At 62.8% G+C, this 24,473-nt stretch carries 26 protein-coding genes; 14 read left to right on the top strand and 12 right to left on the bottom strand.

The features are described from left to right. Window positions 1-93: 93 nt before the first annotated feature. From gmk to fabD, 7 genes are all read right to left on the bottom strand, one after another. A complete protein-coding gene (gene gmk, locus MF606_RS06970) occupies window positions 94-732 on the bottom strand; it encodes a guanylate kinase (RefSeq protein WP_240233085.1) in 639 nt (212 codons plus the stop codon). A 10-nt stretch (window positions 733-742) separates the two neighbouring features. After that, window positions 743-1,633: a YicC/YloC family endoribonuclease gene (locus MF606_RS06965; protein ID WP_240233084.1), complete on the bottom strand. Its 891-nt coding sequence runs from the start codon at window positions 1,631-1,633 to the stop codon at window positions 743-745. Beyond that, window positions 1,630-2,748, bottom strand: coding sequence for an endolytic transglycosylase MltG (mltG, locus tag MF606_RS06960; protein WP_240233083.1), 1,119 nt, complete (start codon window positions 2,746-2,748; stop codon window positions 1,630-1,632). Before mltG ends, MF606_RS06965 begins: the two co-directional genes overlap by 4 nt. 163 nt (window positions 2,749-2,911) lie before the next feature. Beyond that, window positions 2,912-4,180, bottom strand: coding sequence for a beta-ketoacyl-ACP synthase II (gene fabF / locus MF606_RS06955; RefSeq protein ID WP_240233082.1), 1,269 nt, complete (start codon window positions 4,178-4,180; stop codon window positions 2,912-2,914). A gap of 23 nt (window positions 4,181-4,203) precedes the next feature. Beyond that, window positions 4,204-4,440, bottom strand: coding sequence for an acyl carrier protein (locus tag MF606_RS06950; protein WP_035100440.1), 237 nt, complete (start codon window positions 4,438-4,440; stop codon window positions 4,204-4,206). Between the two features lie 216 nt (window positions 4,441-4,656). Continuing rightward, window positions 4,657-5,394 (bottom strand): 3-oxoacyl-[acyl-carrier-protein] reductase, encoded by a 738-nt coding sequence (fabG, locus tag MF606_RS06945; protein WP_240233081.1) that lies wholly within the window; start codon window positions 5,392-5,394, stop codon window positions 4,657-4,659. Window positions 5,395-5,449: 55 nt separating this feature from the next. Further along, window positions 5,450-6,400 (bottom strand): ACP S-malonyltransferase, encoded by a 951-nt coding sequence (gene fabD / locus MF606_RS06940; RefSeq protein ID WP_240233080.1) that lies wholly within the window; start codon window positions 6,398-6,400, stop codon window positions 5,450-5,452. A 99-nt stretch (window positions 6,401-6,499) separates the two neighbouring features. On the opposite strand from fabD, the gene MF606_RS06935 reads away from it, so the two are divergent. The 7 genes from MF606_RS06935 (at window position 6,500) to alr (ending at window position 13,257) form a co-directional block, all read left to right on the top strand. Further along, a complete protein-coding gene (locus MF606_RS06935; protein WP_240233079.1) occupies window positions 6,500-8,098 on the top strand; it encodes a GGDEF domain-containing protein in 1,599 nt (532 codons plus the stop codon). Then, entirely contained in the window at window positions 7,995-8,504 is a 510-nt protein-coding gene (locus tag MF606_RS06930; RefSeq protein WP_338084425.1) for a VOC family protein, read from the top strand. The genes MF606_RS06935 and MF606_RS06930 overlap by 104 nt, the downstream gene beginning before the upstream one ends. Window positions 8,505-8,793: 289 nt before the next feature. Next, window positions 8,794-9,216: a 30S ribosomal protein S6 gene (gene rpsF / locus MF606_RS06925; protein ID WP_240233077.1), complete on the top strand. Its 423-nt coding sequence runs from the start codon at window positions 8,794-8,796 to the stop codon at window positions 9,214-9,216. An 18-nt stretch (window positions 9,217-9,234) separates the two neighbouring features. After that, window positions 9,235-9,489, top strand: coding sequence for a 30S ribosomal protein S18 (rpsR, locus tag MF606_RS06920; RefSeq protein WP_035100429.1), 255 nt, complete (start codon window positions 9,235-9,237; stop codon window positions 9,487-9,489). 228 nt (window positions 9,490-9,717) lie between these two features. Then, window positions 9,718-10,290 carry a 50S ribosomal protein L9 gene (rplI, locus tag MF606_RS06915; RefSeq protein WP_240233076.1) on the top strand — a complete coding sequence of 191 codons (573 nt, stop codon included), beginning with the start codon at window positions 9,718-9,720 and terminating at the stop codon, window positions 10,288-10,290. Window positions 10,291-10,639: 349 nt separating this feature from the next. After that, window positions 10,640-12,124 (top strand): replicative DNA helicase, encoded by a 1,485-nt coding sequence (locus MF606_RS06910; RefSeq protein WP_240233075.1) that lies wholly within the window; start codon window positions 10,640-10,642, stop codon window positions 12,122-12,124. Between the two features lie 2 nt (window positions 12,125-12,126). Continuing rightward, window positions 12,127-13,257, top strand: a complete 1,131-nt coding sequence (alr, locus tag MF606_RS06905) for an alanine racemase (protein ID WP_240233074.1) — start codon at window positions 12,127-12,129, stop codon at window positions 13,255-13,257. Between the two features lie 18 nt (window positions 13,258-13,275). Here alr and MF606_RS06900 read toward each other — a convergent pair whose 3' ends face one another. Beyond that, window positions 13,276-13,668: a nuclear transport factor 2 family protein gene (locus MF606_RS06900; RefSeq protein ID WP_240233073.1), complete on the bottom strand. Its 393-nt coding sequence runs from the start codon at window positions 13,666-13,668 to the stop codon at window positions 13,276-13,278. 83 nt (window positions 13,669-13,751) lie between these two features. Between MF606_RS06900 and MF606_RS06895 the strand changes: the two genes are divergently transcribed. From MF606_RS06895 to radA, 3 genes are all read left to right on the top strand, one after another. Continuing rightward, window positions 13,752-14,144: a winged helix-turn-helix transcriptional regulator gene (locus MF606_RS06895; RefSeq protein WP_240233072.1), complete on the top strand. Its 393-nt coding sequence runs from the start codon at window positions 13,752-13,754 to the stop codon at window positions 14,142-14,144. 67 nt (window positions 14,145-14,211) lie between these two features. Next, entirely contained in the window at window positions 14,212-14,760 is a 549-nt protein-coding gene (locus tag MF606_RS06890) for a DUF1697 domain-containing protein (protein WP_240233071.1), read from the top strand. 1 nt (window position 14,761) lies between these two features. Next, window positions 14,762-16,162 carry a DNA repair protein RadA gene (gene radA / locus MF606_RS06885; protein ID WP_240233070.1) on the top strand — a complete coding sequence of 467 codons (1,401 nt, stop codon included), beginning with the start codon at window positions 14,762-14,764 and terminating at the stop codon, window positions 16,160-16,162. Between the two features lies 1 nt (window position 16,163). On the opposite strand, the gene MF606_RS06880 is transcribed toward radA, so the two are convergent. After that, complete coding sequence (locus tag MF606_RS06880) at window positions 16,164-16,532, bottom strand: DUF2200 domain-containing protein (protein WP_240233069.1); 369 nt, start codon at window positions 16,530-16,532, stop codon at window positions 16,164-16,166. Between the two features lie 229 nt (window positions 16,533-16,761). Between MF606_RS06880 and MF606_RS06875 the strand changes: the two genes are divergently transcribed. The 4 genes from MF606_RS06875 to MF606_RS06860 all read left to right on the top strand — a co-directional run bounded on the left by MF606_RS06875 (window position 16,762) and on the right by MF606_RS06860 (window position 20,414). Further along, on the top strand, window positions 16,762-17,397 hold the full coding sequence (locus MF606_RS06875; RefSeq protein WP_240233068.1) for a CvpA family protein: 636 nt from the start codon (window positions 16,762-16,764) through the stop codon (window positions 17,395-17,397). Window positions 17,398-17,566: 169 nt separating this feature from the next. Next, window positions 17,567-19,063 (top strand): amidophosphoribosyltransferase, encoded by a 1,497-nt coding sequence (gene purF / locus MF606_RS06870; protein ID WP_240233067.1) that lies wholly within the window; start codon window positions 17,567-17,569, stop codon window positions 19,061-19,063. Continuing rightward, window positions 19,063-19,797 carry an SDR family NAD(P)-dependent oxidoreductase gene (locus MF606_RS06865; protein ID WP_240233066.1) on the top strand — a complete coding sequence of 245 codons (735 nt, stop codon included), beginning with the start codon at window positions 19,063-19,065 and terminating at the stop codon, window positions 19,795-19,797. Before purF ends, MF606_RS06865 begins: the two co-directional genes overlap by 1 nt. Before the next feature lie 11 nt (window positions 19,798-19,808). Further along, window positions 19,809-20,414 (top strand): GNAT family N-acetyltransferase, encoded by a 606-nt coding sequence (locus MF606_RS06860; RefSeq protein WP_240233065.1) that lies wholly within the window; start codon window positions 19,809-19,811, stop codon window positions 20,412-20,414. Between the two features lie 112 nt (window positions 20,415-20,526). Here MF606_RS06860 and MF606_RS06855 read toward each other — a convergent pair whose 3' ends face one another. From MF606_RS06855 to MF606_RS06845, 3 genes are all read right to left on the bottom strand, one after another. Beyond that, a complete protein-coding gene (locus MF606_RS06855; protein WP_240233799.1) occupies window positions 20,527-21,789 on the bottom strand; it encodes a hemolysin family protein in 1,263 nt (420 codons plus the stop codon). 283 nt (window positions 21,790-22,072) lie between these two features. Beyond that, a complete protein-coding gene (gene der / locus MF606_RS06850) occupies window positions 22,073-23,533 on the bottom strand; it encodes a ribosome biogenesis GTPase Der (protein ID WP_240233064.1) in 1,461 nt (486 codons plus the stop codon). A 36-nt stretch (window positions 23,534-23,569) separates the two neighbouring features. Next, window positions 23,570-24,394 carry a tetratricopeptide repeat protein gene (locus MF606_RS06845; protein WP_240233063.1) on the bottom strand — a complete coding sequence of 275 codons (825 nt, stop codon included), beginning with the start codon at window positions 24,392-24,394 and terminating at the stop codon, window positions 23,570-23,572. Window positions 24,395-24,473 lie beyond the last annotated feature (79 nt).

Here is a 24,473-nt window from a genome sequence, read left to right as displayed (position 1 = left end):
AACCTGCGACGTACGTCCATCGCCCGATATGCGTGCCACGACCTCGTGGTTCGACAGGCCCCTCATGAGGTCTCTGATGCCATCGCCCTCTTGTCAGATCGAATCGATCTGACTCTGCAAGTCTTTGACGAAGCTAATCAAATTGATCTGGCGCTCGCGCTCCAAGCGCGCTGATACGAGGATGGAGCGGACGCGTTGGGTTGAGGCTTCGAGATCTTCGTTGACGATGACGTAGTCGTATTCGCTGAAGTGATCCATCTCGGTGCGTGCGTTCTGCAGGCGCTTTTCGATGGTGCCGACGCTGTCCTGAGCACGGCGTTCGAGACGGGCGCGCAACTCCTTGATGGAGGGCGGCAGGATGAAGACCGTCACCATGTCCTTGCGGCTATTGCGATAGAGCTGGAGGGTGCCCTGGTAGTCGATGTCGAACAGGATGTCATTGCCGGCGGCAAGCTGTTCCTCGACTTTGGCGCGCGGGGTGCCGTAGAAATTGCTGTGAACTTCGGCGGATTCCAGCAGTTCGCCGTCGGCCTGCATGCGCTTGAAGGTGGGCACATCGATGAAGTGATAGTGCTTGCCATCGACCTCGTCGGTGCGGCGGGCACGGGTGGTCACGGAGACAGAGAGCCGGATATTGGGGTCGGCACCGAACAGGGCGCGCGAAATCGAGGATTTTCCGGCACCCGAGGGCGAAGCGATGACCAGCATGACGCCGCGGCGCTGAAATTCCATCAGCCAGATCCTACTCGATGTTCTGCACTTGCTCGCGTAGTTGATCGATCGCCGCCTTGAGGTCAAGGCCGATGGCGGTCAGCTCCACTGCGTTGGATTTGCTGCACAGCGTATTGGCCTCGCGGTTGAACTCCTGCGCCAGGAAATCCAGGCGTCTGCCGACTGCTCCACCGCCGGCGATCAGTTGGCGAGCACTGGTGATATGGGCGGTCAGACGGTCGAGTTCTTCGCGGATATCGGCCTTGGTGGCCAGCAGGAGCGCTTCCTGGGCGAGGCGGTCTTCCGGGATAGCGATGTCGGCAGCGATGTCGCTGACCTGCTGGCGCAACTTGGCGAGGATGGCTTCGCGGCTACGGGCCGGATGGGCCTCGGCGCGGGCTACCAGGGACTCGATCTCTCGCAGCCGTTCCAGCAAAACTGTCGCCAACTGGGTACCCTCGTGGCGACGGGCCAGCACGAGGTCGACAAGGGCCTGGGAGACGCCGTCGAGGATGGCAGAGGCGAGGGCTTCCTCGGCATCGGGGGACATCGGCCGGTCGCGCTGCTCGAGCACGCCCTTGAGGGCGAGGATGCCATCAAGCGTGGGTGGCGCTGCCGTTATGCTGCCAGCAAGCTGGTCAAGTGCTGCAAGAACGGTCGCCAATGCCTGTTGGTTGATCAGCAACTCGCCCCCTGCCCCATCGCGCTCGACGGACAGGTTGCAAGTGACCGAGCCGCGCGACAGCATCTTGCCGATGAGCTGGCGGATGTCGCTTTCCAGAGCGTCGAAGCCCGGGGCGAGGCGCAGCCTGATATCGAGACCGCGGCCATTGACCGACTTGATCTCGCAGGAGAACGACGCTCCGGCTACCCCGCCGGTGGCGCGGGCATAGCCGGTCATGCTGGCGAGCGATTGGCTCACGGCTGGGCCGGTGCTTCGCCGGCCTGCTCGGCTTCCAGGGCCTGGCGCGCGGCCTCGGCCTCAGCCTCGGACTGCTGCTCGGCTTCGCGGGCGATCTCGCGGTAGCGGGCGACGTTGTCCTGATGTTCGGCGTAGGTCTCGGCGAAGACGTGGCCCTCGCTGGGGGTTGCGCCCTTGGCCACGAAGTAGAGGTATTCGTGGGTATCGGGATTGGCGACGGCCTTGAGGGCCTCGACGCCGGGATTGGCGATCGGGGTCGGGGGAAGGCCATCGATCTGGTAGGTGTTGTAGGGCGTCTGCGCCTCGATCTCGGAGCGGCGCAAGCCACGGCCCAGGGTGCTCTGGCCCTTGGTGATGCCATAGATGATGGTCGGATCGGATTGCAGCCGCATGCCTTCGCGCAGGCGGTTGACGAAGACGGCGGCGACCTGTGGCCGCTCGCTGGCGACGCCGGTTTCCTTCTCGACGATGGAGGCAAGGACGAGGAGTTCCTCGGGCGTTTCGATCGGCAGATCAGGCGTGCGCGCCGCCCATATGGTGGCAAGTTCGGCGGTCATGGCGGCCTGCATCTTGTCGAGCACGGACTGCCTGCTATCGCCAGGAACGTAGTCGTAGCTGCCCGGGAGAATCGAGCCCTCGGCCGGCAGGCTGGAAATCTCGCCGGTCAGCTGGTTGGCGTCGTCGTTCAGGCGCGCCACGGCCTCCCACGAGGTCCAGCCTTCGGGAATGGTGACCGCGTAGCGGATCGGGTTACCCTCGGTGAGTTCTTTGAGGATATCGGCCATGCTGGCACCGGCCGGGATGCGGAAATCGCCGGCCTTGATGCTGCCGGCGCGCTCCAGGGCGCGACCGCCAAGCTGGAACACGTAGCGATTGCTGATCAGCCCCTGCTCTTCCAGACGCCCGGAAATGGTACCCAGACCGGCACCGGAATCGACGCGGAAGGTCGTTTCCTCGCTCAGGGGGCCATCGCCGTAGAACTGGGAAGCGCCATAGAGAAATATGCCGCCAGCGACGAGCAGGCCGATGACCAGCAGCGTCAGCAGGCCGTTGAGGATATCGATGAAGCCATTACTGGAGCGTCGGCGCTGCCGCCGGGCCTTGCGATCATTCATCGGTGTTCATCCTCGAAGCCCGTTCGCGTTGAGATAGCGCCGGATCTTGTCATCATCCCGACACGGGAGTGCCGGTGGGCGGCATTGTTCGCATGACTTACCGCAAAGACAAGGGGCACACCGCGCGACAACGCGACGTGCCCCTTCACAATCCAAAGAAAAGTCAGCCGACCTTGCGCATAACCAGGGTCGCATTGGTGCCGCCGAAGCCGAAGCTGTTGGACAGTGCCACGTTGATCTCTTTCTTGAATGCCTTCTTGGGCACCAGATTGATCACTGTTTCGACCGATGGGTTGTCGAGATTGAGCGTCGGCGGCGCGACGTTGTCGCGCATGGCGAGTAGCGAGAAAATGGCTTCGACCGAACCGGCGGCGCCCAGCAGGTGGCCGATGGCCGACTTGGTGGAGCTCATGACCGCCTTGGAGGCGGCATTGCCCAGAACGCGGGTGACCGCGCCCAGTTCTATCTCGTCGCCGAGCGGCGTCGAGGTGCCGTGGGCGTTGATGTAGTCGATTTCCGACGCATCAATACCGGCACGCTTGATGGCAGCGCTCATGGCGCGGAAGCCGCCGTCGCCATCGGGCGATGGCGCGGTGATGTGGTAGGCATCGCCGGAGAGGCCATAGCCGATCACTTCGCCATAAATCTTGGCGCCACGAGCCTTGGCGCGTTCGTAATCCTCGAGGACCACGATGCCCGCGCCTTCGCCCATCACGAAACCGTCGCGGTCCTTGTCATAGGGCCGAGATGCGGCTTCGGGATTGTCGTTGAAGTTGGTCGAGAGCGCGCGAGCGGCGGCGAAGCCGGCCAGCGCGAGGCGATTGACGCAGCTTTCGGCACCGCCGGCAATCATCACGTCGGCATCGCCGAGAGCAATCAGCCGGGCGGCATCGCCAATGGCGTGCGCGCCGGTGGAGCAAGCCGTCACCACTGAATGGTTGGGGCCTTTGAGGCCGAAGCGGATCGAAACATAGCCGGAGGCCAGGTTGATCAGGCGACCCGGAATGAAGAAGGGGCTGATGCGGCGCGGGCCCTTTTCGTGAAGGGTAACGGAGGCATCGTAGATGCCGCCGACGCCGCCAATGCCCGAACCGATCAGAACGCCGGTCCGCTCCTGGTCTTCCAGCGTCTTGGGCTCAACGCCCGCATCGTCAATGGCCTGCTTGGAAGCGGCCATGGCATAGACGATGAAGGGATCAACCTTGCGCTGTTCCTTGGTGTCCATCCACTCATCGGGATTGTACTTGCCGTCGGCATAGTCGCCGAGCGGCAAGCGATGAGCGATCTGGCAGGCGATATCGTCGACCTGGAAGTCGTCGACGCGCTTGGCACCACTCTTGCCGGCCAGAATATTGGCCCAAGTGGCTTCAACTCCGCAGCCGAGGGGCGTGACAAGGCCCAACCCGGTGACGACGACGCGGCGTAATTCCATGGTCAACTTGTCTCTGTCGGCTATTAGCCGACAGCCTTGGTGAGGAAGGAAACGGCGTCGCCAAAAGTCTGGATGGACTCGGCGGCATCGTCCGGAATTTCAACCGAGAATTCTTCTTCGAAGGCCATCACCAGCTCGACCTGGTCGAGAGAGTCAGCGCCCAGATCGTCGATGAAGCTCGCCTTCTCGACAACCTTCTCGGCATCCACATTGAGGTGTTCCACAACGATCTTGCGGACCCGATCAGCGACATCGCTCATATTTGACTTCCCTTTTCGAAATCGAGGTTTCGTTTCGCTTCTTATTGGCGCAGTGCCAAATCTTCAAGCACCGTGTTGGCTGACTAAGCGGCAATGTAGGCGCGCTTTCCAGCGCCTGCAAGGCGGTCAGCTACGGCCGACAGCGGGGGCGAGTATCACACTTGCCCTAGCATAGCCATAAGCGGAACCCTTGGTTTTCAACGGCTTTTAACCGCGTCAGATCATTGCCATGCCGCCGTTGACGTTCAGCGTGTGCCCCGTGATGTAGCCCGCCGCGTCGCTGGCGAGGAAAACGGCGCAAGCCGCAACTTCCTGCGCGGTCCCCAGCCGGCCGGCCGGAATCGTCGACAGGATCGACTCGCGTTGCTTGTCGTTGAGCTCATCGGTCATGGCCGAGGCGATGAAGCCGGGGGCGATCGAGTTGACGGTGATGTTGCGCGAGGCAACCTCGTGCGCCAGCGCCTTGTTCATGCCGATGAGGCCGGCCTTGGAGGCGGCATAGTTGCCCTGCCCCGGATTGCCCATGACGCCCACCACCGAGGAGATGCCGATAATGCGGCCGAAACGCTGCTTCATCATTCCACGCAGCACGGCGCGATTGAGGTGGAAGGCGGCAGTGAGGTTGACCGCGATCACCTCATCCCACTCCTCGTCCTTCATGCGCATGAAGAGATTGTCGCGCGTCATGCCGGCATTGTTGACAAGGATATCGAGCCCGCCCATGGCCGCTTCGGCCGCCGGAACCAGCTTGTCGACCTCATCGAGCTTGCTGAGGTTGCAGGGTAGGATCGGGCTTTCTTTGCCGATTTCCTTGGCCGTGTCCTCCAACGCGCCGACGCGGGTGCCGCTGAGGGCGACCGTGGCTCCAGCCGCGGCGAGGGCCTTGGCAATCTCGCGACCGATACCGCCGCTGGCGCCGGTCACCAGGGCGCGCTTGCCAGTCAAATCAAACATTTAGTCCTCCCCACGGAGATAGAGATTCAAGTCGTTAATCGCTTGAATCAGGTGCTTAAGCCGAAAGCTCAGCCACGAAGGCGTCGATGTCACCGGGCGCGCCGATGGCCGAGGCACTGGCGTCGCCGTTGATGCGTTTGGCGAGTCCGGTCAGCACCTTGCCGGTGCCGAGTTCGACCAGATTGGTGACGCCACCGGCTCCGGTCAGCCAGGTCACGCTCTCGGTCCACCGCACGACGCCGGTCACCTGCTCGACGAGGCGCTGACGGATTTCGGCAGGGTCTGAGATCGGTGCGGCGAGAACGTTGGCGACCAGCGGCACCACGGGCGCACGCATGGCCACTTCGCCCAGAGCCGCCGCCATGGCGTCGGCTGCAGGCTGCATCAATGAGCAGTGGAACGGCGCGCTAACCGGCAGCAACAAGGCGCGCTTTGCACCCTTGGTTTTGGCGATTTCGACGGCGCGTTCGACAGCTGCAGTTGCGCCGGAGATGACCACTTGGCCCGGTGCGTTGTCATTAGCGACGTCGCAAACATCGCCCTGTGCGGCCTCTGCGGCCACTTCAGCGGCTGTCGCAAGATCAAGGCCAAGCAGGGCAGCCATGGCGCCGTGGCCAACGGGAACGGCCTTCTGCATAGCCTGACCGCGTGTTTTGAGCAGACGGGCGGTGTCGCTCAGAGAAAACGTTCCAGCGGCACAGAGGGCCGAATATTCGCCCAGGGAATGCCCGGCCACGTATCTTGCATGGTCGGCGAGACGGATGCCCTTGGATTCGAGGACACGCACCACCGCGACACTGACGGCCATCAGGGCGGGCTGAGCATTTTCGGTGAGGCGAAGGATATCATCGGGCCCCTCGAACATGATGGCGGAGAGACGCTGGCTGAGAGCCTCGTCAACCTCCTGAAATACCGCGCGCGCCTCTGGATAGGCGGATGCCAAGTCCTTGCCCATGCCGACCGCCTGGCTCCCCTGCCCGGGAAAGGTAAATGCATAGCTCGTCATGGGACCCCCTTGTTCATCTCAGTTAGACAATCCTCGAGCGGTCTGTCCAGTTGCGCGGCGTTTGCAGTGAGTGTGTGGCGGAGTCAAGGCCACGCGCAGTTGAGCAGATGTCTGACCAATTTCATTAACTTCAGCGATTTACGTTGGAATTTGCTCGCGGGAGTTTCTGAATTGTCTGAACGGCCGGTAACGTTGCGCAGTTGGAATCTGTTGCCAACGCAACCTGTGCTGCAGTCCCTTTTCGTCGGGTTTGTGGTGATGGGGCTGTGCATTGTGGGCATCCACACGCAAGTCCTGTTTTCCCTAGCGAGCGTCTGGCCTGCCAACGCGGCGCTGCTGGCTCTGCTGATCGTCAAACCCGAAACGAATCGACCGCTCACCTGGCTAGCCGCGACGGTCGCATACTTGCTGGCAGATCTGCTGGCGGGGAGCGATATGAGCCGCAGCGTCCTGCTTACGCTGGCCAATCTCGCGGGCGTTGCCGTGGGCGCGATGGTCTTTCGGCTCATGCCCACCGGCGTCACCAAGATTCGCGAGCCGGCCGACGCCATGCATCTCATTGCCATTATGGGTGCGGCCGCTGGCGGGGCAACCGTGGTGGGCGGCATTATTGCGGTCATGCTCCTTGGCATGGAATACTGGGAAGGCATCTACTTCTGGTTCGCCAGTGAGTTGGTCAATTACGCGGTCATCATGCCGGTTGCCTTTGCTTTCGTGATGCAGGAGGACCGACCGGCCAGGACCGACCGCCGCGGCGCACTTCCCGACATGAACCAGGTCGCCGCTCTGGGTGCCCTGGTAGTTTCCCTGGGCGCGCTTCATGCCTGGGGACGGGTCGGTGGAATTGCGTTTCCCATTCCGGCACTGGTCTGGTGCGCAGTGTGTTTCAGGCCGGTTACGGCCATGCTCATCACGGCAATGACATGTAGTTGGTTGCTTTTCGCCGCGCCGCTTGGTCTCATCCCCCTGCATGGGCATCTCGACGAGACCGCGGCCCTGGCCTCGCTGCGCCTGGGCGTGGCGATGATTGCAATTGCCCCCTTCACCGTCGCCGCCCTGAACGCGGCCTGGCTTGGCGCGCATAGACGCCTGCATTTCGCGGCAAGTCACGACGCGATGACGGGCCTGTTCAACCGGGGCGCGTTCGTGGAGCGCGCCAACAATGCCCTCTCCCTGCGATCTCCGGGAGACGACATGTGCCTGCTCATGGTCGACATCGACCACTTCAAGGCTATCAACGATACCCACGGGCACGGTGTTGGCGATCAGGTCATCACCGAGCTGGGGCGAATGCTGCGCGAGAGCCTGCGAAGCGACGACCTTGTGGGGCGCGTCGGGGGCGAAGAGTTTGCCATCGTGCTGCCCCGCACGTCGGAAACGGCAGGCGAAATCATCGCCGAGCGCATTAGACATGGCGCCCAGAGCCTGACGATCCGGGCACGGGATGGGGCCGTCGTCCCAGTCACCGTCAGCATCGGACTAGCCGTGACCATAAGCGGCGACGATCTGAGCAGCCTTATGTCGGTGGCCGATACCGCCCTCTATGAGGCCAAGCGTGGCGGTCGGAACAGGTTGCAACGTGCCGAGCGCGAGTATGAAGGGGTGGCAGCGCAGGTCGCCGCTGCTCGAGCGAAATGGTCGCGCGGCGGAGCGATCACGTTTACACCCGCTCGGCGGAGGCGTAATTTCGATCTGTGACAGGCTCTCAGAAAGGGAGGAAGTTATGCTCACAGATCATCGTGCTTACGCAACCATCCCGGCTGCAGACATGAATCGTGCAAAGTCCTGGTATCGCGACAAGCTTGGCCTCACGCCGGCCATGGAGGACGACATGGGGTGCATGTACAAGCTGGGCGGCGGCACCAGCTTCCTGCTTTATCCCACGCCCAATGCCGGCAAGGCGCCGAACACCCTGCTCTCCTTCGCCACCGACGATGTGGAAGCGGAGGTTCGCGATCTGCGCGAGCATGGCGTCAAGTTCGAGGAATACGACATGCCGGGGCTCAAGACCGTCAACGGCGTCGCCACGATGGGCAAGTTCCACGCTGCCTGGTTCAGGGATTCCGAAGGCAATATCCTGGCCGTTGGCGACGAGCCGAACTAAGCCTGGCGCATCAGTAGGCCGGGCTCGTGTACGACATGGCCCGGCTTCCACCCCGCTGAGCGGCCTTTTCGCTTGATCTTGAGGCGGTTTGGTCCTATGGGACCGCCAGCAATTCGTTTGGCCGGGGGCTGAACGGAGGGTTTGTCGTTTGAATAGACGGCAAATAGGGCCAGCAGCCCGGCCTCCCGTGTTCCCGCTCTTTGCAAGACTGCTTTGATGCCCTTTCCGGCTTCAAGGAGGCTCCGCGCCAGGGATTTGCTGTGTTTGAACCACTTAGGAAGGCGCATCAATGGCCCTTTACGAGCATATCTACCTGGCTCGCCAGGACGTTTCCCAGCAGCAGGTCGAAGAACTGACTGCTGCCCTGACCGAAGTCCTCGCTTCCGGCGGCGGCAAGGTCACCAAGAACGAATACTGGGGCCTCAAGGGTCTCTCCTATCGCATCCGCAAGAACCGCAAGGCGCACTACACGCTGCTGAACATCGAAGCTCCGGCCCCGGCCGTTGCCGAAATGGAACGCCAGATGCGCATCAACGAAGACATCCTGCGCTTCATGACCGTCCGCGTGGACGAGCTCGAAGAAGGCCCGTCGGCAATGATGCAGAAGCGCGATCGCGACGACCGTGATGGCGACCGCGCTGGCGGCCGTCCGGATCGCGGCGGCGACCGTGGTGGCTTCGGCGGCGGCGAACGCCGTCCGCGTCGTTTCTAATTGAAGGACTGAACAGCTATGGCAATCAAAGACCTTACCACCGCCCAGGCCCGCCGTCCGTTCCAGCGCCGCCGCAAGACCTGCCCGTTCTCGGGCGAAGGCGCGCCAAAGATCGACTATAAGGACGTGCGCCTGCTCTCGCGTTACGTTTCCGAGCGCGGCAAGATCGTGCCGAGCCGCATCACCGCCGTTTCGGCGCTGAAGCAGCGTGAACTGGCCCGTGCGATCAAGCGCGCCCGCTTCATCGGCATCATGCCTTACGCTGTCCAATAAGCTCACTGGGACGGCCAGCTAGCAGCAATCTGCTGTGCTTCCGGTGCTCACGTACTTCAGTACGCTCCGCTCCGGTTCTCGCAGATCACCGCTATCTGACTCGTCCCAGCGTCTTCTTGTCCGCGTAAGCGCCAGACTACTCGTGCCCGTTAGGGCACATCGTTGGGGTTTCGGATGGTCCGGGGCTCCTAACCGCCGGATGGCGGGACAGCTACAAGGAATATTCCAATGAAAGTCATTCTCCTCGAGCGCATCGGCCGCACCGGCTCGATCGGCGACGAAGTCAGCGTGAAGGACGGCTTTGCCCGTAACTTCCTGCTGCCGCAGGGCAAGGCGCTCCGCGCGACCGAAGCCAACCGCAAGAAGTTCGAAGGCGAGCGCGCTCACATCGAGAAGCGCAACGAAGAACGCCGCAATGCCGCTGCCGGCATCGCGGAAGGCCTGAACGGCAAGACCGTCGTCATCATCCGCCAGGCTGGCGAAACCGGCCAGCTCTATGGCTCGGTCGCTTCGCGCGATATCGTGGAAGCTCTCGCCGCCGATGGCTTCATCGTGCAGCGCAGCCAGGTCGACCTCGCCGACCCGATCAAGTCGGTCGGCGTCCATGCCGTGCCGCTGAATCTGCATGCCGAAGTCGCCGTTTCGATCAACGTCAACGTTGCCCGTTCGGAAGACGAAGCCGCTCGCCAGAGCGCCGGTGAAGACGTGACCGTGACCGTCTACGAAGACGACGTCGAAGGCGATTTCGCCGCCGGCCAGAAGGACGCGCAACAGGACGACCGCTTCGACGACGAAGTCTGAGACTTCGCTGCAGCGAATTGAAAAGGCCGGGCGTTTTGCCCGGCCTTTTTGTTTGAGCACGCCCCAAACGTCGCCGGCGTCATCCCGCGAAGCGGGGACCCTCTGTTCGGTTGGAGGAAAGAAACGGAGGTTCCCGCTTTCGCGGGATGACGCCGGTGAAAGTGATGCGACTCGTCGGCCATGCTTAGGGCTACTTCGGATGCAATCTTCCGAGTCGGTTATCCTCGCTATTCTCAGTCTTAACGAGGTGAGGCTGTGGACAGTTAACCCATCCGCAACGTCCAAAAGTTTAGGAATCGACTCCAGCATCATGACGGTTAAGACACGTTAACCGTCCCCCGAGGCACCCATGGCAGAGATAGCGCGGCTTCATCCGGCCGAAGACAAATCGTTTCGTCTTGCGCCCCATAACGTGGAGGCCGAGCAGGCCCTGCTGGGTGCATTGCTGCTCAACAATGATGCCTTTTATCGCGTTTCCGATTTCCTGGAGCCGATCCACTTTTACGAACCGATCCACCGCGACATCTATGAGCTTGCCGGCAAGATCATCCGGGCCGGTAAATCGGCCGATCCCACCACGATCAAGACCCACCTGCCCGAGCAATTGCTGCCGGATGTGACCATGGCGCAGTACCTGGCGCGCCTGGCTGCCGAGGCGACGACCGTGCTGAACGCGGCCGATTACGGCCAGGCGATCTACGATCTGGCGATCCGCCGCAACCTGATCCTCGTCGGCGAGGAGATGGTGCAGGTTGCCTATGAGTCGGACGTCGAAATGACGCCGGTGAAGCAGATCGAAAAGGTGGAAGGCGAACTGTTCCAGCTCGCCGAAAAGGGCCGCTATGACGGCGGCTTCCAGAATTTCTCCACCGCGCTCAGCGCGTCGATCCAGATGGCGGGCGAGGCCTATCAGCGCGATGGCGGCCTTTCGGGCGTGGCCACGCTGATGGACGATCTCGACCGGCAGATGGGCGGCCTGCAACGGTCGGACTTGATCATCCTTGCCGGTCGCCCCGCCATGGGCAAGACCTCGCTGGCAACCAATATCGCCTTCAACGTTGCCAAGTCGTGGAAGGGCGAAGTCACCCCCGACGGCAACCAGAAGACGGTCAATGGCGGTATTGTGGGCTTTTTCAGCCTCGAAATGAGTTCGGAACAGCTCGCCACGCGTATCCTGGCCGAGCAGGCCGAGATTTCGTCATCGGATATTCGCCGCGGCCGCATTCACGACAGCCAGTTTTCCAAACTGGTGGATGTCTCCAACATGATGAGCAAGCTGCCGCTTTATATCGACGACACGGGCGGTATCAGCGTGGCGCAGCTGGCGGCGCGTGCGCGACGCCTCAAGCGCCAGAAGGGGCTCGATTTTCTCGTCATCGACTATCTGCAACTGCTGAGCGGCTCGAGCAAGGCATCGAGCCAAAACCGCGTGCAGGAACTGACGGAAATCACCACGACGCTCAAGGCGCTGGCCAAGGAACTGGAAGTGCCGATTGTGGCGCTCAGCCAGCTGTCGCGACAGGTTGAAGCACGCGATGACAAGCATCCGCAACTGGCGGATCTGCGCGAATCGGGTTCTATCGAGCAGGACGCCGACGTGGTGCTTTTCGTGTATCGCGAAGAGTACTATCTGAAGAACAAAGAGCCCAAAGAGGGCACGCCGGAACATCTGACCTGGCAAGGGGAAATGGAAAAGGTGCACGGCAAGGCCGAAGTCATCATCGCCAAGCAGCGCCACGGCCCCACTGGCACGGTGCAGCTCAGCTTCGAGGCGCAGTATACGCGCTTCGGCAATCTGGCACGCGCCGACTACCTTCCCGAGCGCATGGAATAGGCATGGCGCTGACGTCTGGCCTCGGGGGGCAACTTAGCATCGATCTCGGGGCACTGGCCCGCAACTGGCGCGCACTCGACAAGGTGAGCGCGGGAGCGCTGACGGGCGCCGTGGTGAAGGCCGACGCCTACGGTACCGGCATCACCATGGCGAGCAAGGCGCTGCACGCGGCGGGAGCGCGGTTCTTCTTCGCCGCCACCCCGGACGAAGGCATGGCGGTGCGCGCCGCCCTGCCCGATGCCCATATCTTCATTCTCAATGGGCTCTATCCGGGGGCGGCCAACCTCTACATTCGCCAGAACCTGATGCCGATCCTCTCATCCATGGCGATGCTGGAGGAGTGGCTGGCCAAGTGCCTTGAGCGCAATGAGGCCTACCCTTCGGCCTTCCACTTCGACACCGGCATCAATCGGCTCGGCTTCCGTCTCAACGAGGCGAGCCTGGTCCGCGATCGCATCCAGAACCTTGGCTATGCGCCACAGATGGTCATGAGCCACCTGGCCTGTGCCGACACGCCGAGCCACGAGAAGAACCGCACGCAATTGGCGCTGTTCGGTTCTGTCATGACGCAGTTTGCGGGCATTCCGGCGTCGCTGGCCAATTCGGCCGGCCTGATGACGGGCCGCGACTATCATTTCCAAATGGTCCGGCCGGGCATCGCGCTCTATGGCGGGCGGGCGGTCAGCGGGCGCAAGAACCCGATGGCGCCTGTCGTGACGCTGCATGTGCCGATCCTGCAAGTGAGCGAGGCCCGCACGGGCGAGACCGTGGGCTATGGTGCCTCCTATTCGCTGTCGCGCAACAGCCGGCTGGCGATTATTTCGCACGGCTATGCCGATGGGTTCTTCCGGTCGCTCTCGGGCAGCAATACGCGGCCTGGCGGCAAGGTGGCGATCCGCGGCAAGATTTGTCCGGTGGTGGGAAGGGTCTCGATGGACCAGGTGGTGGTCGATATCACCGAACTCGGTTCCGACATTCCCAGCCCTGGAGAAGGCGCCGAGGTGCTCGGCAACCTGATTGGCGTCGACGATCAGGCGGATGCGGGTGGCACGATCGGCTATGAAATCCTGACCGCGCTGAAGGGGCGGTATAGCCGCAATTATGTCGGCGACGGGAATTTGCCGCCGGGCTGATCGCCGCCGCCGAGGGTCTTAGCCCCAGAAAGCGTCCTCAGCCGGCTGGTCGGCGGAGAACAGCCAGACCTCTGCGATCCTGCCATTTTCGACGCGCAACAGATCGACACCCGCCATCGACATGGCCTTCCCACTGGCCCTGGCCGAGAAGACGATGGTGGCAGCCACCAGATCGCCATTGGCAAACAGCTGATCTACGCGGTCGATGCGGAAGCTGCCGGCACTGCGCTCCATGAAGCCGCCGAGCAGGCCGAAGACGGCGGGCTTGCCCCGATGGGTTCCCGACAGGCTGTTACCCCCAGGTTGATGCCAGACCAGATTGTCGGCAAAGGCGTTGCCGGCTGCCTCGAGGTCGCCGCGCATGAGGGCGTCGAAGTAGGCTCGGACCAGATCGGTGTTTTGCTTGCTCATTCGTTCTCTCCAAAGTGAGTAGCCGAATTAGAGACATACATAATCGATTGCAAGTAAGCACCCGAACGTTGTATAGGTACCCAATGGTGACTATTGATAACACCCAACGCCCGGCATGGGACGTCTACAAGCTGAACTGCCCCACCCGGCAGGTGCTTGATTGTATTGCCGATAAATGGGCAGCGCTCGTCGTGGGACTGCTGCTTGATGGCACCTGCCGCTTCGGCGAAATGCGCAAGGCGATCGAGGGTGTATCGCAGAAAATGCTGACGCAGACGCTGCGCAACCTGGAGCGCGACGGGATCGTTGCGCGGAAAGTCTACGCAGCAGTGCCACCGAAGGTCGAGTATTCGCTGACGCCGCTCGGCCACTCGCTAGCGCGAATCGTCGATGACCTGCGGGCATGGTCAGAGAGCAATATCGAGGTCGTACTGGCCAGCCAGCAGGCCTACGATTCCAGGCCCAAAGACGATTGATTGTTCTTTATTTGTTCTTGAATTGCATGGCATGATGCCTTATGGGCTCGTTCGAGCCGAAAGGGACATGATGGGCGTCTTTGTCATCCTGCTGCGGGCCATTGGTCCGGTCACGCATAAGGTCATGTCGATGACCCGGTGGCGCGAAGCCGTGGCCGCTGCCGGTTTCATCAAGCCCGAAACCTATGTCGCCACCGGCAACATGATCGTGGAGAGCGATCTCGATATGGCCGAGGTCACGCGCCGGATGAACGAGATCGTCCGCGCGCTGGGACTTGGGCCCGGCAACACGGCCATTGTCCGGACGGCGGGACAAATGCAGCGTCTGCTTGCTGCCAACCCGCTGCCCGAGGCTGCCGCCGCCAACCCGCAAGCGCTTGCCGTCTATTTCTTTGCCGAGCCGAGACCCGACCTCAAGTGGGTGGCGGAATATGCCGGGTCGGAGACAATCCACATCGAAGGTACGCACCTGATCGTGGACTATGTCACGCCGGTGTCCGGCTCAAGACTGCCTGCCGTCATCGAAAAGAAGTCGGGTACCGTGACAGCACGCAACTGGAACACCCTCAAGGGCCTCGCCACCAAGGCGGCGGCCCGCGAGCATGGGAACGACTGACTTGGCCAAATCGAAATCCTCCTTCATCTGCCAGGCCTGCGGGGCCGTGACCACCCGCTGGCAGGGGCGCTGCGATGCCTGCGGCGAGTGGAACACGATCGTCGAGGAGATCACCGATAGCGGTGTGGGCGCGGGTCCGAAATCGGCGAAGGCCGGCGGGCGGCCGACCAACTTAGTGCCGCTGTCCGGCGAGACGGAAAGCGCGGCTCGTGTGGTGACCGGCATTGCCGAGCTGGATCGGGTGACCGGGGGCGGCTTCGTCATGGGTTCGGCGCTGCTGGTGGGCGGCGATCCGGGCATCGGCAAATCGACGCTGCTGCTGCAATCGGCGGCGGCGCTCGCCAACAAGGGCAGCAAGGTCGTCTACGTCTCGGGTGAAGAGGCAGTGGCGCAGGTGCGGCTGCGGGCGCAACGGCTCGGGCTGGGCGATGCGCCGGTGCTGCTGGCAGCGGAAACCAATGTCGAGATTATTCTGGCAACGCTGGAAAGCGGCCCTGCCCCGGACCTCGTCATTATCGACTCGATCCAGACGCTGTGGACGGACCGGGTAGACAGCGCGCCGGGCACGGTGACGCAGGTGCGAACTTCGGCGCAGGCGTTGACGCGCTTCGCCAAGAAAAGCGGCGCTGCTGTGGTGCTGGTGGGGCACGTGACCAAGGACGGGCAGATTGCCGGGCCACGCGTGGTGGAGCACATGGTCGACGCCGTGCTCTATTTCGAGGGCGACACGAGCCACACCTTCCGCATCCTGCGCGGCGTCAAGAATCGCTACGGCGCCACCGACGAGATCGGCGTGTTCGCCATGACGGAGCTGGGGCTGGAGCAGGTTGCCAATCCATCCGCCCTGTTCCTCGATCAGCGCGACGAAGGCGCGGCCGGTTCGGCGGTGTTCGCCGGCATGGAGGGTACGCGGCCGATCCTCATCGAAATCCAGGCGCTGGTAGCGCCCTCGCCGCTGGGTACGCCGCGACGGGCGGTGGTGGGCTGGGATTCGTCGCGCCTATCGATGGTATTGGCGGTGCTGGAAACGCGTTGCGGCGTGCGGATCGGCGCTAATGACATCTACCTCAATGTGGCCGGTGGGCTGAAGATAAACGAACCGGCGGCTGACCTGGCCGTGGCGGCGGCGCTGATTTCGTCGCTGACCAGTTCGCCCCTGCCGTCGGACGCGGTCTATTTCGGGGAAATCTCGCTGGCGGGCGGGGTGCGGCCGGTGGTGCATGGATCGCTGCGGCTGCGCGAGGCGCAGAAGCTGGGGTTCAAGTCGGTCTCAACCGGACGGCTCAGCAATGCCGACCGCAATAGCGGGATGGACGTGTCCGAATTCACCGCGCTTTCGGACCTGGTGGCGGGGATCGCGGCCAAAGGGAAGCCGCGCGAGCCAGACCGCGAGGAGTGGTAGACTAAGCGGCGCGTTGCTGCCGCAGGATCTTTGCCATGGGACGACCCTTGGCAAGTTCGTCCACGAGCTTGTCGAGGTAGCGGATTTCCTTCATCAGGGGTTCTTCGATCTCCTCAAGGCGGACGCCGCACACCGATCCGGTGATCAGCGACCGGTCGGGGTTGAGACGCGCGTGGGCGAAGAAGACCTCGAAGGTGGTCTTGTTGGCCAGCTCACGATCCAGGGACTCCTGGCTATGGCCGGTCAGCCAGCGGATAACTTCATCAAGCTCTTCCTTGGTCCGGCCCTTGCGTTCGACCTTTTCGATGTAGAGGCGATAGACGCTTGCCACGCTCATGGCATAGACGCGCTGGTTGTTTTTGCTGTTCATGGCCTCGCTCCGCTCGGTGCCAGCAATTTATCGCATGGAGCGGTTCACCAGCAAACAGTCCGGCCGAAGCCGATCCCTGTTCCCGTGTGCGCGGCGCGGGTGTTGCGAGGTTAACAGTTTCTTTTGAAGATCGAACAGCGGGGCGCCTGCCACCCTTGGCATTGTGGCACAAAGCCGCTAAACGAAGCCCCAGACGGCCGGGGCGGCAACTGGAGCTTAGCGAAGTAATATGCTGACAGCGTTCGACGTTGGTGTTGGTGTTCTGGTGCTGATTTCGGCCATCCTGGCTACGGCGCGCGGTCTCACCCGCGAAGTGCTGTCGCTGGCCACCTGGGCTGGTTCGGCGGCCATTGCCATCTATATGTGGCAATACCACCCCGATATCGCCCGGCAATACATTGCCGAAGACATCGTGGCCGACATCGCCACGGTGGTGGTTTCCTTCATTATCTCGCTGATAGTGCTGCATCTTTTGACGATGCGCATTGCCGACTTCGTGGTCGATAGCCGCGTCGGGCCAATCGACCGGACGCTGGGCTTCGTGTTCGGCGTGCTGCGCGGCATCCTGATCGCCATCGTCATCACCATTTTCGGCACCTGGCTGCTGCCCAACAACCTGCCACCGTGGGCCGCTGAATCGCAGTCGCTGCCGCACCTGCAGAATATGGGCAATACGCTGATCTCCATGCTGCCCGAGGGGCTGGAACAGCAGGTTACGGAAATTCTCCAGGGCGGCACCGGTCTGGCCGAAGATCCCGAGGCACCGGCCTCGCCGATCGACGAAGGCACCGATGCGACCGAGGACAGCACGCCAACGCCGCCGGCCGCGGTGCCTCCGGCAGCACCCGCGGCGACGCAGACCTGATCATAATGTGGTGAGCGCGCGGCGTTCGCCACATCCCTGGCCGCTTCGATGAGCAATGGTCGGGACCACCAAAATGGGCTATGGCGTGGAGACAAATCCACCTATTGGCCCCGTCGCCTTTGGCGACACGCAGTTCTGCGGTTGAGGCAGCATTGGCATGGAGAGCCCGGTGAACGTGAACCATCCGAGCGACGACTCTTTTGATCTTGAAAGCGACACGCTGCATGAAGAGTGCGGCGTGTTTGGCATTTTGGGGCATAGCGACGCCTCAACGCTGACAGCGCTGGGCCTGCATGCCCTGCAGCATCGCGGTCAGGAGGCGGCCGGTATCGTCAGCTTCGACGGCCGCCAGTTCTATACCGAAAAGCGCATGGGACTGGTGGGCGACCACTACACCGACCCGGCCGTGCTGGCGAAGCTTCCAGGCTCGATCGCCATGGGCCACACACGCTATTCGACGACCGGCGAAGTGGCGCTCCGCAATGTGCAGCCATTGTTTGCCGAGCTGGAAGCCGGTGGCATCGCCATCGCCCATAACGGCAACTTCACCAACGGCCTGACGCTACGCCGGCAGATCATCGCCACCGGTGCAATCTGCCAGTCGACCTCGGACACCGAAGTGGTGCTGCACCTGGTGGCCCGCTCGCGGCACAGTTCAACCACCGATCGATTCATCGACGCCATCCGCCAGATGGAAGGCGGCTATGCCATGCTGGCAATGACGCGCACCAAGCTGATCGCAGCGCGCGACCCGATCGGCATTCGGCCGCTGGTGATGGGTGAGCTCGACGGCAAGCCGATCTTTTGTTCGGAAACCTGCGCGCTGGACATCATTGGCGCCAAGTACATCCGCGACGTCGAGAATGGCGAAGTGATCATCTGTGAACTGCAGCCCGATGGCTCGATCAGCATCGAGGAGCGCAAGCCGGCGCGCCCGATGCCGGAGCGTCCGTGCCTGTTCGAATACGTCTACTTCGCCCGTCCCGATTCGGTGGTTGCCGGTCGCAGCGTCTATGGCGCGCGCAAGCGCATGGGCATCAACCTGGCCAAGGAAGCGCCGGTGGAAGCCGATGTGGTGGTGCCGGTGCCCGATGGGGGCACGCCCGCGGCGATCGGCTATGCACAGCAGAGCGGCATTCCGTTCGAGCTGGGCATCATCCGCAACCACTATGTGGGCCGCACCTTCATCGAGCCGACGCAGTCGATCCGGGCCTTCGGGGTTCGCCTCAAGCATTCAGCCAATCGCAACGAGATTGCCGGCAAGCGCGTGGTGCTGATCGACGACTCGATCGTGCGCGGCACGACATCGCTCAAGATCGTGCAAATGATCCGCGATGCCGGCGCCACCGAGGTGCATATCCGCGTCGCCAGCCCGATGATCTATTACTCGGACTATTACGGCATCGACACGCCCGACCCGGAAAAGCTGCTTGCCAACCAGCACAAGGACCTGGCGTCGATGTGCAAGTTCATCGGCGCGGATTCGCTTGAGTTCCTGTCGATCGACGGGCTTTACGACGCCGTCGGCGGAGAGGCGCGCAATGCTGCCGCGCCGCAATTCACCGACCATTATTTCACGGGCGACTATCCAACACAGTTGACCGATCTGAACGGCCGCGCCAAGAACGAGCCGAAACAAATCTCCCTGCTGAAAGAGGCCGGCTAATGGCTCAATCGACGGACCTTGCCGGCAAGGTCATCCTCGTCACCGGCGCATCGCGCGGCATCGGCTATGCGGCTGCCATCGAGGCGGCACGCCGTGGTGCGCATGTTGTTGCGGTGGCCCGCACCGTAGGCGGACTTGAGGAACTGGACGACGAAATCCAGGACCTCGGATCGTCCGCAACGCTGGTGCCGCTGGACCTGCGCGATGGCGATGCCATCGACCGGCTGGGCGCTGCCATCTTCGAGCGTTGGGGCGCCCTTGACGGACTGATCGCCAATGCCGGGCAATTGGGCGTGCTGAGCCCCCTGCCCCATGTGAAGCCGGAAGACTTCGAGAAGGTGATGGCGGTCAACGTGACGGCCAATTATCGCCTGCTGCGGGCGACCGACCTGCTGCTGCGCCAATCGGTGGCGGGACGCGCCGTATTCGTATCGTCGTCGTCGGCCAAGTCGGCGCGGCCGTTCTGGGGGCTCTATGCTGCCAGCAAGGCAGCCGTTGACGCCATGGCCAAATCCTATGCCGGCGAAGTGGCGCAGACTAAGGTTCGCGTCAACGTGTTCTACCCCGGCGCCGTCCGCACCGCGATGCGGGCCAAGGCCATGCCGGGCGAAAACCCGGATACGTTGCCCAAGCCTGCGGACATCGCGCCCAAGCTGGTCGATATGGTCAGCCCATCGCTCAAGGAAAACGGCCGGTTGTTCGACGCCGACAAGGGCGCATTCACCGACATTTAGGACGGACACGCATGGTCGAACTGCGAGGCTACGAACCGCGCGATCTCGATGCGCTGTATGAAATTTGCCTGTTGACCGGAGCGGCGGGCCATGACGCCTCCAGCCAGCACAATGACCGCAAAGCCGTCGGCCACATCTATTCAGCGCCCTATGGTGTGCTGGCGCCGGCGCAAGTCATTGTTGCCGAGGATGAGCAGGGCGTGGCCGGCTACATCGTGGGTGCCTACGACACCACTGCATTCGACGACCGGCTCGAGCGGGAATGGTGGCCCGGCCTGCGCCAGCACTATGCAAGCGTCCCGCCGGCCAGCTTGACCGAGGCGGATCGGCAGCGCATCGCGGCCATCCAGCGGCCATCTCGCAACCCGGCGGACATTGTGGCGCAGTACCCTGCGCATATTCACATGAACCTGCTGCCGCGCCTGCGCGGACAGCGCGTGGGCACGGCGTTGCTGGAGCGCTGGATCGAGCAGGCGCGAGCCGCCGGCGTCACCGGCATCCATCTCGGCGCCAGCGCCAGCAATACTGGCGGGATTGCGTTCTGGCAGCGCAGCGGCTTTGAGCCGATCCGGACCGCCGGGACGACGGTCTGGTTCGGTATGTCGCTGGAGGCCTGAGCCTCATTGCGCGGTCTGCCTGGGCAATTCAGCGATGGCGCGGCACTCTATGGACCACCCGGACAAGCCGGGTGGTGACGGCGAGGCAGGATTTCGCCAGAACGTAGCCGCGTCAGTCGAGCTTGGTCATCAGGATCTTGTCGATGCGGCGGCCGTCCAGGTCGAGAATCTCGAACTTCCAGCCATTGTGCTCGAAGGTCTCGCCAACATTGGGCAGCCGGTTGATGATGGACAGGACGTAGCCCGCCACGGTTTCGAACTTGGCATCGCGCGGGATGGACACTTTGAGCCGCTCGCCAAACTCGTCCACCGGCATCCAGCCAGCGACCAGCCACGAGCCGTCCTCGCGCTTGACCAGCGCCGGATCGTCCCCTGTTTCTTCCTGGAACACGCCGGTGATCACCTCAAGGATGTCGCCCGAGGTGACGATGCCTTCGAAATGGCCGTATTCATCCACGACCAGCGCCATATGCACGGTCGAATTACGGATGGCGCGCACGACGTCGAGCGCGTCGGCGTGATCCATCACCACCGGTACGGGCTGCACGAACTTGCGCAGCTCAAGGGGGAGGCCGTTGGCGAACACGCCGATAATGTCCTTGATGGCCACCACGCCGATGATCGAATCGGCATCGCCATCCTGCACAAGCAGGCGCGAGCGATGGGTATCGAGAATGGTGCGGCGGATTTCGTCGCTGTCATCGCCCAGGTCGATCAGGTCGACATCGAGACGCGGTGTCATCAGGCCACGCGCCGAACGGTCGGCGAGGCGCATGACGCCCGAGATCATCGAATGCTCGTCGCTTTCGATGACACCAGCCGTCGTGGCTTCGGCGATGATGGTCTTGACCTCTTCTTCGGTGACCTTCTCTTCGGATTCGCCGGCCTGCCCCAACAAAGCCAGCACGCCCTTGCCCGATATATCGAGCACCCAGATGATTGGTGAGCCGATAGCCGCCAGGAGCTTCATCGCCGGCGCGACGCGGGCGGCGACACCTTCGGCATCGCGCAAGGCAATCTGCTTGGGCACAAGTTCGCCCAGGATGAGCGAGATATAGGTGATCAGGACTACGACGACGCCGACGCCCAAGACGTCGGCGACATTGTCGGCAACGCCGACGGATTCGAGCCAATCAGTAAGGCGTAGGCCCAAGGTAGCGCCCGAAAAGGCGCCCGAGAGGATGCCGACCAGCGTAATGCCGATCTGAACGGAGGAGAGAAATTTGCCGGGGTCTTCGGCCAGGCGCAACGCCGTGGCGGCGCCCCTGTTGCCCTGATCGGCCATGCTTCTGAGGCGGGCCGGACGGGCGGACACGACTGCCAGTTCCGACATTGCCAACAAGCCGTTGACGATGGTCAGGACGACGACGATCAATATTTCTGCGAACAAGGTCTTTTCATGGAAATGCGGCCCCGCACTCAGCATCGGGTCGCTTTGACCGGCGCAATATAGGGGTAAAGCCATGACTTGCGCCATGGCTTTGGAAAATATGTCGCGGGCGAGGCGAAACCCGGCATCTGCAGCACGCGGATCGTCGCCCTCGGCCCTGACCCTAGGGTATTGTACTACAGCCAACGATTGGCAAGTGTAGAGCCCTCGGGTCAAGCCCGAGGGTGACGCGCGGTGGCTGGGTCAGCCTGCGGCAAGGTCCGAGGGGTCAACCCAGCCGGCGCTTTTCCTTGTCGTCGTAGGGGTTGGTGCTGCCGCCGCGAACCCAGAGGCGGATCGGCGTGCCCTTGATGTCGAAGGCTTCGCGCAGGCCGTTGACCAGATAGCGCTGGTACGCCATCGGCAGCACATCCGGGCGCGAGGCGAAGAGGATGAAGCTGGGCGGCCGCGTCTTGGCCTGCGTCATGTAGCGCAGCTTGAGGCGGCGACCGGAAACGGCCGGAGGCGGATGGCTCTCGACCATGCCGGTGAGCCAGCGATTGAGCCGCGCGGTGGAGACGTGCGAATTCCAGCTCCGCTCGATCTTGAAGATCGCGTCCATCAGCTTGTCGATATTCTTGCCGGTCAGGCCGGACAAGGTGACGAGCGGCACGCCGCGCAATTGCGGCAGCAGGCGATCGCATTCCTCGCGCAGCATTTTGAGGGTTTCGTTCTTGTCCTCGATCAGGTCCCACTTGTTGACCGCGATGACAAGCGCCCTGCCCTCACGTTCGACCAGGTCGGCCAAGGCCAGATCCTGCTTTTCGAACGGAATGGTTGCGTCGAGCATGAGCACGACGACTTCGGCATACTGGATGGAGCGCAGGCTATCGCCCACGGCAAGTTTTTCGAGTTTTTCGGTGACGCGGGAACGGCGGCGGATACCGGCGGTATCGACCAGGTTGATCACCCGGCCTTCCCATTCCCAGGGCACGAGGATGGAATCGCGGGTGATGCCGGCTTCGGGGCCGACCAGCACGCGATCCTCCCCAACCATGCGATTGATGAGGGTGGACTTGCCGGCATTGGGGCGTCCGACGATGGCGACGTTGAGGTAGCGCTTGGGGTTCCAGCGCAAAGTGGCCTCGTCGCCCTCGCCTTCGAGCATATCCTCGGTGATATCGACGTCGACTTCGGGAAGCGCGTCGATATCGTCGATGTTGGCGGCGTCAGCGGCTTCCTTCTCGGCGGCCGCTTTATCGATGGCGGCCGAGACGATGGAATAGAGCTCGGACAGGCCCAGCCCATGCTCGGCGGAGAGCGCAATGGCTTCGCCGAAACCAAGCTTGAAGGCTTCCACGAGACCGGCTTCGGCAGCGCCGCTTTCGGCCTTGTTACCGACGAGATGGACATGCTTGCCTGCCTTGCGCAGCACCTGGGCGAAGCGCTGATCGAGTGGCACCACACCTGCGCGAGCGTCGATCATGAACAGGATGACATCGGCTTCCTTGATGGCCAGCTCGGTCTGCTGGCGCATGCGGTCTTCGAGGCTGCCATCGGTGACGTCTTCGTAGCCCGCGGTATCGAGGATGCGGAAAGTCAGATCAGCGATGCGGCCCTCCGCTTCCCGGCGGTCGCGCGTGACGCCCGGCGTATCATCGACCAGCGCGATCTTGCGACCGACCAGGCGGTTGAACAGCGTGGACTTGCCGACATTGGGACGACCGACAATAGCTACGGTGACGGTCATACGGGTGTTTTCCGATCAGGCGGGGACAAGCGGCCGCTATTGCGCGGCCGGCTCGGCCGGGGTGGTGGCAGCAGGCGTTTCGGTGGCGGGGGCAGCCTCGGCGGCCGGTGCCGGTTCGGTGGCCGGCGCAGGCATCTCGTCGCCGACGATCTGGTCGATGGCATTGGCAGCGCCTTCTGCGGCGCTTGCCTCGGCCGGAGCGGCGATAGCGCCCTCCGACAGCAACTGGGCCAGATAGTAACCCATGCGATTGCGGGTGTCGTTCTGGGTCAGGGGATCGTTGAGCACGGCTTCGAAGCTTGTCTGGGCAGCGGTGAAATCACCGGCCTTGTACTGGGCCAGGCCAAGCACTTCCCGCGCTGCATTGCGCAGCGGGTTGCCGTCAACAGCCAGCGTTTCGACGCGGGCCTGCACTTCGGCCAGCGTGCCGTTATCGACCAGCAGCGTACCGGCCAGAACCAGCGCCAGTTCGCGCAGGCGCGGGTTGGACTGGGTATTGGCCAGTGCGTCGTAAGCGGCAACGGCGTCGGCGGTCTTGCCTTCCTTGGCCAGCACGCCCGCCTTGCGGAACTGCGCCAGGACCGGGTAGCTGCCCGAACCGTTGGCGATCAGCGCATCGAGCTGGGTCTGAGCGGCCGGCAGGTCGCCGCCTTCGATCAGGTCGAAGGCAGCGTAGAGCTCGTCCGATGACTGGGCGGCATTGTTGGAATGGTACCAGCTCCAGCCTTCGTTGACGGCAACGATGGCCACGACACCGACGGCAGCGCCAATCACGTAGGGCGCAAAGCGACGCCACAGGGCGCGCATGCGATCGCTGCGCAGCTCCTCGTCGACTTCGCGGAAAATATTGTCCTGGGACATGGCCTGCCTAAAGGTCGGTAGTGAATGGGGCGCACGTTTAGCATGCTGCCGGGGGAATGCAAATGCGCCAGAAAGTGCC

Source organism: Devosia lacusdianchii (genome assembly GCF_022429625.1).
GTDB lineage: Bacteria > Pseudomonadota > Alphaproteobacteria > Rhizobiales > Devosiaceae > Devosia > Devosia lacusdianchii.
Note: the sequence above shows the minus strand (reverse complement) of the source record. Positions and strands in the feature narration are given on the sequence as shown.

Coding starts and splice junctions, on each gene's coding strand:
- MF606_RS06880 (WP_240233069.1), bottom strand. CDS start 16,532: ATGAACAGCAAAAACAACCAGCGCGTCTATGCCATGAGCGTGGCAAGC.
- fabG (WP_240233081.1), bottom strand. CDS start 5,394: ATGTTTGATTTGACTGGCAAGCGCGCCCTGGTGACCGGCGCCAGCGGC.
- rplI (WP_240233076.1), top strand. CDS start 9,718: ATGAAAGTCATTCTCCTCGAGCGCATCGGCCGCACCGGCTCGATCGGC.
- fabF (WP_240233082.1), bottom strand. CDS start 4,180: ATGGAATTACGCCGCGTCGTCGTCACCGGGTTGGGCCTTGTCACGCCC.
- rpsF (WP_240233077.1), top strand. CDS start 8,794: ATGGCCCTTTACGAGCATATCTACCTGGCTCGCCAGGACGTTTCCCAG.
- der (WP_240233064.1), bottom strand. CDS start 23,533: ATGACCGTCACCGTAGCTATTGTCGGTCGTCCCAATGTCGGCAAGTCC.
- gmk (WP_240233085.1), bottom strand. CDS start 732: ATGGAATTTCAGCGCCGCGGCGTCATGCTGGTCATCGCTTCGCCCTCG.
- MF606_RS06845 (WP_240233063.1), bottom strand. CDS start 24,394: ATGTCCCAGGACAATATTTTCCGCGAAGTCGACGAGGAGCTGCGCAGC.
- MF606_RS06900 (WP_240233073.1), bottom strand. CDS start 13,668: ATGAGCAAGCAAAACACCGATCTGGTCCGAGCCTACTTCGACGCCCTC.
- MF606_RS06950 (WP_035100440.1), bottom strand. CDS start 4,440: ATGAGCGATGTCGCTGATCGGGTCCGCAAGATCGTTGTGGAACACCTC.
- mltG (WP_240233083.1), bottom strand. CDS start 2,748: ATGAATGATCGCAAGGCCCGGCGGCAGCGCCGACGCTCCAGTAATGGC.
- MF606_RS06930 (WP_338084425.1), top strand. CDS start 7,995: ATGAAGGGGTGGCAGCGCAGGTCGCCGCTGCTCGAGCGAAATGGTCGC.
- MF606_RS06875 (WP_240233068.1), top strand. CDS start 16,762: ATGCTGACAGCGTTCGACGTTGGTGTTGGTGTTCTGGTGCTGATTTCG.
- rpsR (WP_035100429.1), top strand. CDS start 9,235: ATGGCAATCAAAGACCTTACCACCGCCCAGGCCCGCCGTCCGTTCCAG.
- alr (WP_240233074.1), top strand. CDS start 12,127: ATGGCGCTGACGTCTGGCCTCGGGGGGCAACTTAGCATCGATCTCGGG.
- fabD (WP_240233080.1), bottom strand. CDS start 6,400: ATGACGAGCTATGCATTTACCTTTCCCGGGCAGGGGAGCCAGGCGGTC.
- MF606_RS06860 (WP_240233065.1), top strand. CDS start 19,809: ATGGTCGAACTGCGAGGCTACGAACCGCGCGATCTCGATGCGCTGTAT.
- MF606_RS06890 (WP_240233071.1), top strand. CDS start 14,212: ATGATGGGCGTCTTTGTCATCCTGCTGCGGGCCATTGGTCCGGTCACG.
- MF606_RS06895 (WP_240233072.1), top strand. CDS start 13,752: ATGGTGACTATTGATAACACCCAACGCCCGGCATGGGACGTCTACAAG.
- MF606_RS06865 (WP_240233066.1), top strand. CDS start 19,063: ATGGCTCAATCGACGGACCTTGCCGGCAAGGTCATCCTCGTCACCGGC.
- MF606_RS06910 (WP_240233075.1), top strand. CDS start 10,640: ATGGCAGAGATAGCGCGGCTTCATCCGGCCGAAGACAAATCGTTTCGT.